Annotated in this window: 14 protein-coding genes; 8 read left to right on the top strand and 6 right to left on the bottom strand. The window is 31.8% G+C overall.

The window, feature by feature from the left end; translation table 11 throughout:
• Positions 1-3 precede the first annotated feature (3 nt).
• From NH341_RS09025 to NH341_RS09005, 5 genes are read right to left on the bottom strand one after another with little or no spacing between them, the layout of a single operon-like run.
• Positions 4-1428 (bottom strand): CCA tRNA nucleotidyltransferase, encoded by a 1425-nt coding sequence (locus tag NH341_RS09025; RefSeq protein WP_253056554.1) that lies wholly within the window; start codon positions 1426-1428, stop codon positions 4-6.
• A gap of 5 nt (positions 1429-1433) precedes the next feature.
• Positions 1434-1991: an L-threonylcarbamoyladenylate synthase gene (locus NH341_RS09020; protein ID WP_253056552.1), complete on the bottom strand. Its 558-nt coding sequence runs from the start codon at positions 1989-1991 to the stop codon at positions 1434-1436.
• A gap of 2 nt (positions 1992-1993) precedes the next feature.
• Entirely contained in the window at positions 1994-3100 is a 1107-nt protein-coding gene (gene glf / locus NH341_RS09015; RefSeq protein ID WP_253056550.1) for a UDP-galactopyranose mutase, read from the bottom strand.
• A gap of 8 nt (positions 3101-3108) precedes the next feature.
• Positions 3109-4308, bottom strand: a complete 1200-nt coding sequence (locus tag NH341_RS09010; RefSeq protein WP_253056548.1) for a glycosyltransferase family 4 protein — start codon at positions 4306-4308, stop codon at positions 3109-3111.
• A gap of 15 nt (positions 4309-4323) precedes the next feature.
• Positions 4324-5085 (bottom strand): glycosyltransferase family 32 protein, encoded by a 762-nt coding sequence (locus NH341_RS09005; RefSeq protein ID WP_239179845.1) that lies wholly within the window; start codon positions 5083-5085, stop codon positions 4324-4326.
• Positions 5086-5132: 47 nt separating this feature from the next.
• On the opposite strand from NH341_RS09005, the gene NH341_RS09000 reads away from it, so the two are divergent.
• Positions 5133-5894, top strand: coding sequence for a glycosyltransferase family 2 protein (locus NH341_RS09000; RefSeq protein ID WP_125344924.1), 762 nt, complete (start codon positions 5133-5135; stop codon positions 5892-5894).
• 32 nt (positions 5895-5926) lie between these two features.
• Here NH341_RS09000 and NH341_RS08995 read toward each other — a convergent pair whose 3' ends face one another.
• Positions 5927-6742: a 2,3,4,5-tetrahydropyridine-2,6-dicarboxylate N-succinyltransferase gene (locus NH341_RS08995; protein ID WP_159614998.1), complete on the bottom strand. Its 816-nt coding sequence runs from the start codon at positions 6740-6742 to the stop codon at positions 5927-5929.
• A gap of 119 nt (positions 6743-6861) precedes the next feature.
• Between NH341_RS08995 and ruvX the strand changes: the two genes are divergently transcribed.
• The 7 genes from ruvX (at position 6862) to NH341_RS08960 (ending at position 11630) form a co-directional block, all read left to right on the top strand.
• Positions 6862-7272 carry a Holliday junction resolvase RuvX gene (ruvX, locus tag NH341_RS08990; RefSeq protein WP_159615000.1) on the top strand — a complete coding sequence of 137 codons (411 nt, stop codon included), beginning with the start codon at positions 6862-6864 and terminating at the stop codon, positions 7270-7272.
• 54 nt (positions 7273-7326) lie between these two features.
• Positions 7327-7911, top strand: a complete 585-nt coding sequence (gene def / locus NH341_RS08985) for a peptide deformylase (RefSeq protein ID WP_073183938.1) — start codon at positions 7327-7329, stop codon at positions 7909-7911.
• 26 nt (positions 7912-7937) lie between these two features.
• Complete coding sequence (locus NH341_RS08980; protein WP_047788730.1) at positions 7938-8360, top strand: DUF5606 domain-containing protein; 423 nt, start codon at positions 7938-7940, stop codon at positions 8358-8360.
• 3 nt (positions 8361-8363) lie between these two features.
• Positions 8364-9143, top strand: a complete 780-nt coding sequence (mazG, locus tag NH341_RS08975) for a nucleoside triphosphate pyrophosphohydrolase (RefSeq protein WP_253056546.1) — start codon at positions 8364-8366, stop codon at positions 9141-9143.
• A 493-nt stretch (positions 9144-9636) separates the two neighbouring features.
• Positions 9637-10371, top strand: a complete 735-nt coding sequence (locus tag NH341_RS08970; RefSeq protein ID WP_073183934.1) for a (S)-benzoin forming benzil reductase — start codon at positions 9637-9639, stop codon at positions 10369-10371.
• Positions 10372-10394: 23 nt separating this feature from the next.
• Positions 10395-11027, top strand: a complete 633-nt coding sequence (locus NH341_RS08965) for a hypothetical protein (RefSeq protein WP_253056544.1) — start codon at positions 10395-10397, stop codon at positions 11025-11027.
• Positions 11028-11036: 9 nt separating this feature from the next.
• Positions 11037-11630, top strand: coding sequence for a hypothetical protein (locus NH341_RS08960; protein ID WP_073183930.1), 594 nt, complete (start codon positions 11037-11039; stop codon positions 11628-11630).
• Positions 11631-11718: the final 88 nt, after the last annotated feature.

Here is an 11718-nt window from a genome sequence, read left to right as displayed (position 1 = left end):
TTTTTATTGATTTGTTTTTAATCCTAACTGTACTCCTTTTTCCAACATAAACTGGTAAGAAGCCTCGTGTTCATTAGGTATTTTGCCATCTAAAATGGCTTCTTTAATCGCTTCTTTTATCTGACCTATTTCTCTACAAGGCTGCAAATTGAAAGCTTCCATTATTTCTTCTCCAGTAATTGGAGGTTGAAAGTTACGCACTCTATCACGTTCTTCAACTTCTTTAATTTTTTGACGAACAATCTCAAAATTCTTGTGATAACGTTTAAATTTCTTTGGGTTTTTCGTTGTAATATCTGCTTCGCATAAGGTCATTAAAGACTCTACATCATCTCCTGCATCGAAAATTAAACGACGTACAGCAGAGTCTGTCACTTCACTCGCTAAAACAATCGGACGAGAGCTCAACATCACCATCTTTTGAACAAATTTCATCTTATTGTTCAATGGCATTTTTAAACGTTTAAATAACTTGTATACCATCTTCGATCCCACAAATTCATGAGAGTGGAACGTCCAACCTATTTTTTTGTGATAACGTTTCGTTGGCGCTTTACCTATGTCGTGCAACAATGCTGCCCAACGAAGCCAAACATCCTCCGTATTCTCAGCAATATTATCAACTACTTCTAAGGTGTGGTAAAAATTATCTTTGTGCTTTTGTCCCTCTACCTCTTCTACCCCTTTTAAAGCAGTTAATTCAGGAATAATTCGATCTAATAAGCCTGTTTTTTCAAGTAACAAGAATCCAGTTGATGGCACTGGAGCTTCCAGTATTTTATTCAGTTCAACTACAATACGCTCACGAGTAATAATATCAATTCTCGAAGCATTTTTTGTTATTGCATTTAATGATCGTTCTTTTATTTCAAAGTTCAATTGGGCAGCAAAACGAATGGCACGCATCATACGTAGTGGATCGTCAGAATAGGTAATATCTGGATCTAAGGGAGTTTTAATTATTTTAGCTTCCAAATCAGCCATTCCTCCGAAAGGATCAAGTAACAATCCGAAATCATCTTCATTTAAACTTAATGCTAAAGCATTAATTGTAAAATCTCTCCTATTTTGATCGTCTTCTAAGGTTCCTTCAGAAACTTTAGGGTTTCTACTTTCTTCCGAATATGATTCTTTTCTAGCCCCAACAAATTCTATTTCAATATCTTGAAAACGCAACATAGCTGTTCCGTAAGTCTTAAATACTTGAACCTTTGGTTTATTGGGTAGTAATTCAGCTACTTTTTGTGCTAAATCTATTCCACTTCCAACTGCAACCACATCAACATCTTTGGCTGTACCACGTTGTAAGATAAAGTCACGTACAAAGCCACCAATTACATAACTCTCTAGTTGTAGTTCTATAGCGGCTTGGGATATATATTGAAATATTTCTGCAGAAATTGCTTCCTTAAAATATTGTTTTTGCATACAAATTATTCTCTAATCACAATAACATCGTCTCCTTCAATTTTTAAAATCGTTGAAGATTTTTTTGCTATTTTCTCTTGATGCAAATCTACCACATAATCTACATTCTTTAAAATTGCTTCGCTTATTTCTGAAAATGATTTTGGAGTGGGCTCTCCACTTACGTTTGCAGAAGTAGAAACAATAGGTTTTCCAAACTCTTTAATTAGCTGAATACAAAACTCATCCTTTGGAATACGAATAGCAATTGTATTGTCTACAGCAATAGTGTTAGCTGCTAATCCTTTTGGGTTATTGTAAATAATAGTAGTAGGTTTTACTGATGTCTTTAAAATTTCCAAAGCTTTTTCAGGAATATTACCTACATGATTTTGCAACATTTCAATAGAGTCTACCAAAATAATTAGACTCTTCGATTCTTCTCTATTTTTTAATTGATAGATTTTCTTAACAGCTTCTTGGTTAGTTGCATCACAACCCAATCCCCAAACTGTATCAGTTGGATAAAGTATAGAACCTTCCTTTTTTAAAAAGGAAATCGCATTTATAACAATTTCAATCACTTCTATAAAAACTCTTTCTTTACCCTTTTTAACGATGCTGCTATTACTTGATGCATATCATAGTATTTATACTCTGCTAATCTACCTCCAAAGATCACATTATTCTTTGACTCAGAAAGTTTTTTATACTTCTTATACAATGCTGAATTTGCTTCATCATTTACTGGATAATATGCTTCCTTTTCTCTATTCCAATTTTCTGGGTATTCTCTTGTTATAATTGTGTTCTTTTGAGTTCCAAACTCAAAATGTTTATGTTCTATTATACGAGTAAACTTATAATCAAGGTCATTGTAATTAACTACAGCATTTCCTTGATAATTATCTTCTTCTAATTCTTCATGTTCAAAACGTAATGACCTATACTCTAACTCTCCAAATTCATAATTAAAATACTCATCAATCTTTCCTGTAAATACAATTTTAGTAGCTAATTGCTCAAACTTCTCCCTTTCTTTAAAAAAATCTACATTTAGCTTAACTTCTATATCTTTAAGAAGTGCTTCTATTATAACATTATAACCTCCAATAGGTATTCCTTGATACCTATCTTTAAAATAATTATTATCGTAAGTATAACGCACCGGTAACCTCTTTATAATAAACGCAGGAAGTTCAGTCGCTTTTCTTCCCCATTGTTTTTCTGTATATTCTTTTATCAAAGTTTCATATACATCTTTTCCTATTAAAGATAAAGCCTGTTCTTCTAAGTTTTTGGGTTTCTTTACTCCATATTTTTCAATCTGCTCATTTATTATACTTTTAGCCTCTTTAGGTGTTATAACCCCCCATAGTTGATTAAATGTATTCATATTAAAGGGCAAATTGTATAGTTTTCCTTTTGATATACTTACAGGAGAGTTTGTATAGTTATTAAATTCAGCAAATTGATTTACATAATCCCAAATTTCTTTATCGTTTGTATGAAATATGTGTGCTCCATATTTATGAATATTTATTCCTTTATTTTCTTCACAGTAAACATTACCTCCTTTATGAGTTCTCTTATCTATAACTAAACATTTTTTCCCTTTTTTAGCTGCTTCATAGGCAAAGGTACTTCCGTATAAACCAGCTCCTACTATAAGGTAATCGTACTTTTTGTTCATATTTTTAATTATTTCAAAGTTTCTATCATACTTAAATAATTGACTGCAAAGTTTTTGTTATCAAAATATTTTTTAAAAATTCCTTTATTCTGATTGTTTATCTCAGACTTATTCTCATATATAAATTCAAATGTCTTTAGCATATCATCTAAAGTATTGTTGTAATAAAAAAGACCTCCTGTTTCACTTTCGGGTAATCTTTTGAAATATTTATTCCCTCCAGTTGTACTCAACAAGCTTGTGGTTCCAATTGACAAAACTTCTAGTAAAGCTAAATCAAAATAAGTTTCTTTATTTGGTAAAATATATAAATCCGCTGCAGATACAATAGAATGAGGATCATTAGTCCACCCTACTTCAATCCATCTTTCATGCTTTAATCCTCTTAAAGGTTCTTCCGTCCCCGCTATTAAAAAATAAATGTTCGGATACTTCTTTAAAACCTCTTTTCCAAATCTTTTTAAAACATCAAAACCTTTTACTTCATTATGTCTTCCAAAATAAGTTATTACAAAAGAACCTTTTGGGATATTATACTCTCTAAAAACGTCTTCTTTTGTTCTTTTTATATTTGCTTCTGAACAACAAGTTAAAAATTCTACTACTTTATTTTTTCTTTGAATGTTTTTATAATCACTCCAAGAATTAAAATAAGGTTCTTGAGCTTCAATACATGGAAAAATTACATAATCGGTATTGGAAAAAGCAAATTCATCAATCTTTCTTAACACTTCTCTCTCATCCTCTTTTAAAGAAAAACCATACAGTAAGTCTTCTATAATCTCAATATGAGTAGCTTTGGGCGAGTGAGAAGTTAATAATACCTTTCCTTTAAAATCCTTAAGAATTTCTTTTGCTTTATAATAAGAATATGTAGTATGAAAATGTATGTGACTATACTCATTTAACCTAATCCCTTCAGGTAATTCAATAGGAGTAGTATGAAATTTTATTGTTTTCTTTATTTTTCTATTGGCTTCAAAGTTATTACCAAAAAAAAACTTAAAAATGTTTTTACGAAAGACATTTTTATAAAAATAAGTAAACTTAGTAGTTCTAACTTTTTTAATTCTGGGGTCTTTGTTATTTAAAAAAGTAATATTTTGAATTTTATTGGATTCAACTGACTTTTTTAAATTAAAGAGATAAGTAGACGGTCCTCCTTGCCTAGCTTTTAACGGAAAATCATTCCAAATTAGTATTTTCATATTTACTCTTTTATTTTAAAGCTTATTGTTAATAAAATAAAATCTTTCTTTATTAATGTTAAAGCTTATTTTATTTTTTATAATTAATGGAGTTTTTTGTAGCTTTCTACCTAGACTATCAAGAATATATTTTATCCCTTTTTTCTTATTCCCCCATGAATCCTGCCACCAATGAATACAAATAGTTTCTTCATCAATACAATCTTGAGTAAACTTTTCTGTAATGTAAAATGGATAAAAATACCTCTTATCTAAAACTAATACTTTATTTATAGTTTGGGTCTTATATTCTGCCAACCCATAACCTAAAAGTACTTTAGTTAAAATAGGAGGGCCACCCATCCCATTAAACTTAAGTCGTTGTTTTTTTTCAGTCTCTTTTATACAATCTAAAATAAAATTATCTCCTTTTTTTGCTCCAATAATACCAGCCGCTACAGGAAATGGTGAAGATTCCATATCCGTTTGAAACCCTGTAAAAGCTTCTTCTGTGTGTAACTCATCAAATCTTTTTAAGATTTCTATATCGGTATCCAAATAAATCCCCCCTTCTTTATACAAAGCATACAAACGAACATAATCAGTAATAAAAGACCATTTTTTTTGTTTATAAAGCAACCTTAAAAACGGCAGTTTATCAAAAGGTGTATTGGTTTCATCCCACTTCTTTATGGTATAATCAGGTAGTTTTTCCTCCCATGAAGCAATACATTTTTTTATTGTTTCATTGTACTCCCCTTTTCCATACCAACAGAAATGTATAATTTTTGGAATCATTTAATAATTGTATTTTTGACCGCACAAATCTACAATAATATTTACACATGAATATAAGTGGTCTCGTAATTACTTTTAATGAAGAAGCAAACATTAAAGATTGTATTATTTCTTTAAACAGCGTATGTGATGAAGTAATTATAATTGATTCTTTTAGTTCTGATAAAACTGTTGAAATAGCAGAGTCTATGGGAGCTAAAGTTTATTTACAAAAGTTTTTAGGAGATGGACCTCAAAGAGTACATGGGCTTCAATTTTGTAAGAATGATTGGATTCTAAACTTAGATGCTGATGAACGCCTTGATGAAGATAGCTTTGAATTTATTAAGAGCGGAAAGTATTTAAATGAACCTTACGATGCTTATAATTTTAGACGTAAAAACTTTTTAAAAGATCAACCTATTGATTTTGCCGGATGGTACCCATCGTACACTTGTAGGTTTTTTAACAAACAAACTGCTAAACCTGCAACCACCAAAGTTCATCAAAGCATACAAGCCACCAATTTAAAAACAACCAAACTTCATTTATTGCACTATGGTTGGAAGGATTTTCATCAAATTATAGGAAAATATAACTTATATACTACTTGGCAATCGGAAGAATATTTTGAACAAAACAAAAAAGTAAACTTCTTTACCCCTATAGGGCATGGACTGTGGTCTTTTTTACGCTGCTATATCCTTAAAAAAGGTATTTTTCACGGATTAGACGGAATAACATTTTCTATGATGCAAGCCTTTTTTTCTTATATGAAATATGCAAAACTTAGAAAATTATATGAAAACAATAAAAAAGGGAAGATTTAAAACCTTCCCTTTTTTATACTATTTATGTTTTCTTAAACCGCCACATCATACTCTCTAAGAGCATCATTTAACGAAGTCTTTTTATTTGTACTCTCTTTACGTTTACCAATAATTAAAGCACAAGGAACTTGATATTCACCTGCAGCAAACTTCTTTGTGTAACTTCCAGGAATTACTACAGAACGTGCTGGTACTACTCCTTTCATTTCAACTGGTTCATCACCTGTTACATCAATAATTTTAGTACTCATTGTTAATACTACATTCGCACCTAAAACAGCCTCCTTCTCTACTCTAACTCCCTCAACAACAATACAACGAGAACCGATAAAAGCTCCGTCTTCAATAATTACTGGTGCTGCTTGTAAAGGCTCTAAAACCCCTCCAATTCCTACTCCACCAGATAAGTGTACGTTTTTACCAATTTGTGCACAAGAACCTACAGTTGCCCAAGTATCTACCATAGTTCCTTCATCAACATACGCTCCTATATTCACATAACTAGGCATTAAAATAGTTCCTGCTGAAATATAGGCTCCGTGACGAGCTACTGCATTTGGTACTACACGAATTCCTTTTGCTTCATAACCTCTTTTTAATGGAATTTTATCGTGATACTCAAAAATACCTGCCTCTAACGTTTCCATTTTTTGAATTGGGAAATATAACACTACAGCTTTCTTTACCCATTCGTTTACCTGCCATCCATTATCCGTTGGTTCAGCAACACGTAAATCTCCTGCATCTAATAAATCTACTACTTTTCTAATAGCATTAATCGTAGTTTCTTCTTGTAATAACTCGCGGTTATCCCACGCTTTTTCTATAATTGATTGTAATTCTGTCATTTTTCTAAAATATTTTCAGCAAAAATAAAATTGCTTTCCATAATATACTGCGAAGATACATTTTTTAAACAGATATTTCTTCCTTGTTTAATTTAGCTACCTTTGCAAAAACTTATAGAATGGGCAGAATAGTAGCCATAGATTTTGGAAAAAAAAGAACAGGAATTGCGGTAACCGATGAGCTTCAAATTATTGCCTCAGGATTAACAACTGTGGATACCTCTAAACTTATTCCGTTTTTAAAAGATTACACACAAAAAGAAAATGTTGAACTTTTTTTAGTAGGAAAACCAAAGCAGATGGATAATTCTGATAGTGAAAGTGAAGTTCTTATTCTTCCTTTTCTCGAAAAACTTGAAAAAGCTATTCCTTCTATACCTATAAAACGTGTAGATGAGCGTTTTACCTCTAAAATGGCTTTTCAAACTATGATTGATAGCGGTTTGAAGAAAAAACAACGTCAAAACAAAGCTTTGGTAGACGAAATAAGTGCGACAATCATCTTACAGTCGTATTTATATAACAAATAATTTTCTACCCAAAGCATTCTTTGTATTTTTGCGTTCCTAAAAATTAAAAAGTAAATGATTTTACCCATTGTAGCATACGGAGATCCCGTTTTACGTAAAGTAGGAAAAGAAATCGATAAAGACTATCCGCAGTTAGACAAATTAATTGCCGATATGAGAGAAACTATGTACAATGCTAACGGACTTGGTTTAGCAGCTCCTCAAATAGGAAAAGACATCCGTTTGTTTGTTATTGATGCCTCTCCTTTTGCAGAAGATGACGATTTAAGTGAAGAGGAAAAAGAAGTTTTCAAAAACTTTAATCGCGTATTTATCAATGCTAAAATCATTAAAGAAGAAGGTGAGGAATGGGCTTTTAACGAAGGGTGTTTAAGTATACCTACTGTTAATGAAGATGTTTTTCGCCAAGAAAAAGTTACTATTGAATACCAAGATGAAAATTTTGAAAAACACACAGAAACGTTAAGCGGATTACCTGCACGTGTTTTTCAACATGAATACGATCATATTGAAGGAGTTTTGTTTACCGACAAACTTTCTTCACTAAAGAAACGATTAATTAAAAAGAAATTAGACAATATTTCTAAGGGGAAAGTAAACGCTGGATATCGCATGCGTTTTCCTAATGCTAAGAGATAATAGTTATACACTAAAAACATTAAGACATGGAATTTAACAAAATTATAGCTGTAACAGGTAAGCCAGGTTTGTATGAGATTTTATCACAAACTAAAACAGGAGTTATCGTAAAATCTATTGTTGACGGTAAACGTTTTCCTATTACTGCAACTCATAACGTAAGCTTATTAGAAAACATTGCTATTTATACGTACGAAGAAGAAGTGCCTTTAGCGCAAGTATTTAAAAATATTGCTGATAAAGAAGATGGTAAAGATGCAATTTCTCACAAAGAAAGTGCTAATAAATTAACGGAGTACTTCGGAGAAGTTTTACCTGGGTTTGATGAAGAACGTGTATACGCTTCAAACATTAAAAAAGTAATTCAGTGGTACAACATTTTAGCAAAAGCTGAATTTGATTTTAGTACGTTAACTGAAGCTGAAGAAACAACTACAGAAGAAGCTTAAATCGTGAATACTCGTAAGCAACAGTTAGCAGCCTTTAATCGTTTGTTAGACATCATGGACGATCTTCGTGAGAAGTGCCCATGGGATAAAAAACAAACCTTACAAAGTCTGCGTCATTTAACTATTGAAGAAACTTACGAATTAGCAGATGCTATTTTAGACAACGATTTACAAGAAATAAAAAAAGAATTAGGCGATGTGCTTTTGCACATCGTCTTTTATGCTAAAATAGGTAGCGAAAAACAAGCTTTCGATATTGCTGATGTTGCCAACGCCATCTCAGACAAACTTATCGACCGTCATCCACATATTTATGGTGATGTGGTTGTTGAAAACGAAGAAGATGTTAAGAAAAACTGGGAAAAACTCAAACTAAAAGAAGGGAATAAATCCGTTTTAGAAGGCGTTCCTAAAAGTTTACCTGCAGTAGTAAAAGCCAATCGTATTCAAGATAAGGTTGCAGGTGTTGGTTTTGATTGGGAAGAACCACATCAAGTGTGGGAAAAGGTTCAAGAAGAGCTTTCTGAGTTGAACGACGAAATCAAAAGCAACAATCAAGAGAAAATAGAAAAAGAGTTTGGAGACGTGTTGTTCTCCATGATTAACTACGCTCGTTTTATTGGGGTAAACCCTGAAAATGCACTGGAAAAAACCAATAAAAAATTCATCAATCGCTTTCAGTTTTTAGAAGAAGCTGCCAAAAAAGAGGGTAAACAACTTTCTGACATGCCCCTTGCTGAAATGGATGTCCATTGGGAAAATTCTAAGGAATTTTTCAAATAGTCATAATTGAAAAAATTCGAAAGAATTCTTCAAATAATCATAATTGGGAATAAAAACATTTTTAGTAGGCACTAAATACCACTTCTATTAGGCACTAAATGTCTTTTCCACTATGCACGAAAAGGCTTTTCCACTATACATATCAAGTTTAATAGTACTTTAGCTCGTTTCGAGTTAAGTTTAGGTTCAATGACCTCCCTACTATGATATTTCCTGTCATTCCGAACGCGAGAGAGGAATCTCAGCCAATGAAGTTCCAAGTACTCTTTGGAGTCACAAACAATCAACTATAAGATTTCGCAGTTGTACCTCCTTCGAAAGGACAACTAACAACCCAACCGTCATTGCGAGTGAGAACGAAGCAATCTTTGTATCCACTAAAAGATAGCCACGTCGTTATCACTCCTCGCTATAACGTTACTCGTCATTGCGACCGAAGGGAGAAATCTCACAATTTAGAGTACAACTACTAATATTTCCTTATTTTTACTCTATGAACATTATCATCATCACCGGAGGAAGTAAAGGAATCGGTAAAGCCTTAGCCGAAAAATATGCACAAGAAAATTACAGAGTATACTCACTATCCAGAAGCATTGTCGATTTGGAAAATGTGGTACAGCTTTCTGTAGATTTATCTGATACCAAAGCCACGCATAACACATTTAAAATGTTATTAGACGAAATTCAGAAATTGGAAGTTTCATCGATTACCTTGATGAATAATGCCGGAAGACTCGGTACCATAGCGAACCTAGAAAACATTCCTTCGGAAGATATTGCCAAAAGCATTCATTTGAATACCACTACTCCACTTATTTTATCCAGTTTGTTTATTGAAGCGACACAACAGTTGATGTGTAAAAAGCAGATTATTAGTATTTCATCTGGAGCAGCCGTAAAACCTTATGAAGGTTGGAGTATTTACTGTACGTCTAAAGCTGCGATTGATATGATGACCAAAACCATTGCTGCGGAACAAAACGAGCTTGAACATGGTGTAAAGTGTAATGCTATTTACCCTGGTGTGGTAGATACCAATATGCAAACTGATATTAGAAGTACCAATGAAAAAGATTTTAAAAACGTACAACGTTTTATCGATTTAAAAGAAAACGACCAGTTGTACACTCCTGAGTACGTTGCTGAAACCATTTTTACCATAGACACCCAAAACAAACTACAAAATGGGGATATTGTGGATATTCGGAATTTTGATAATGATTAGTTTCAATACTTAATTGAATAAATATGAAAAAGAATTTACTTATACTTTTTAGCACTATTTGTCTTTTTAGCTGTCAGAATTATGAAAGCGAAAAATATATTGAGAATGAGAATATAGCTATTAATGATCTTATCCTTGAAATGATAAAATTCGATGAAATAGTAAAACTTAATAATTGGGAGGATAAACAATTAAAACTTTATATTTTTTCTAAACTGGATACAAATACAGCTAATTCTGTTAAACCTAATGGATATGATACTGGAGCAAATGGAATTAGTTATTCTAAAGAGAAAATAAAGGAAAATAAAGAGAGGTTTGAAAATGAATTAGAAAAATTTGAGAAAGAAGAACGTTTATTTTACGACTTGAAAAAAGGAAAGATAAAAGAGCGAAACTTAGATTACAATTTCTCGAATGAAAAAATTGCCTTTGAATACATTAATCCTCAAAACATAAAAGACTTTAACCCCAAAAAAAATGAGTATGGTTACTTGGGCGTTTCAAGAATTATATTTAATTGGAATTACACTGTTGGTTATTTACATTACACCTTTTTTTGTGGAGATTTATGTGCTTGGAACGACAATATTAAAATAGAAAAGATAAATGGGAAGTGGAAGATAGTCGAACGCTATTCTGGAGGAATTTCTTAAAAATGAAATATGAAAAAGAAAATAAAATTGCTAACAATTAGTCTTCTAGCGTTTATAACTATAGGACATTCACAATCAAACGATACAATAAGAGGGAAAATTATTTCTTCTATCACTCGCAAAAAACCAGTAGGAGAAATAGTTATCTCTGAAAAAGGTAGTACTGATTTTATTAAAGCAGATAGCTTAGGCTATTTTAAATTTATAACCAAAAACAAAAAATCTGAATATCATTTAGTTATAATTGCAGGAGATTATGATGTTCAAGAATTTGTCTTTAAATCTAAATGGTTAAACTATAAAAGACCTAAACATATAGTTGTTAATGCTAAATGTAGACTGAATAAAGAGAAAGCCTCATCAGATTGGAAAGCTGGGAAAGCTAAGCTTTATTTAATGAGTGGAATTACCCCCATAGCTACTACTAAAAAAGATAAAAGATTTGAAAGAAAATATGGGCTTAAATATTACGATTTTGGTTGTGAAGCAAGACTACCTGAATGCTTAATTGATTACAATACAAGGGTTTTTAAAAATTTAGATTTAACATTTGGAAGGAAATGGAGAAAGAATGTAAGGAAAGAGGTTATTGGGTATCAATAACCATCCTTAACATAGACACCCAAAACAAACTACAAAATGGGGATATTGTGGATATTCGTGAGTTTTAAAAAGTATTTTACCAACAAAG

The sequence above is a fragment of the Tenacibaculum sp. XPcli2-G genome (assembly GCF_024124505.1).
Lineage (GTDB): Bacteria > Bacteroidota > Bacteroidia > Flavobacteriales > Flavobacteriaceae > Polaribacter > Polaribacter mesophilus.
This window is presented reverse-complemented; position numbering and strand designations above follow the sequence as displayed.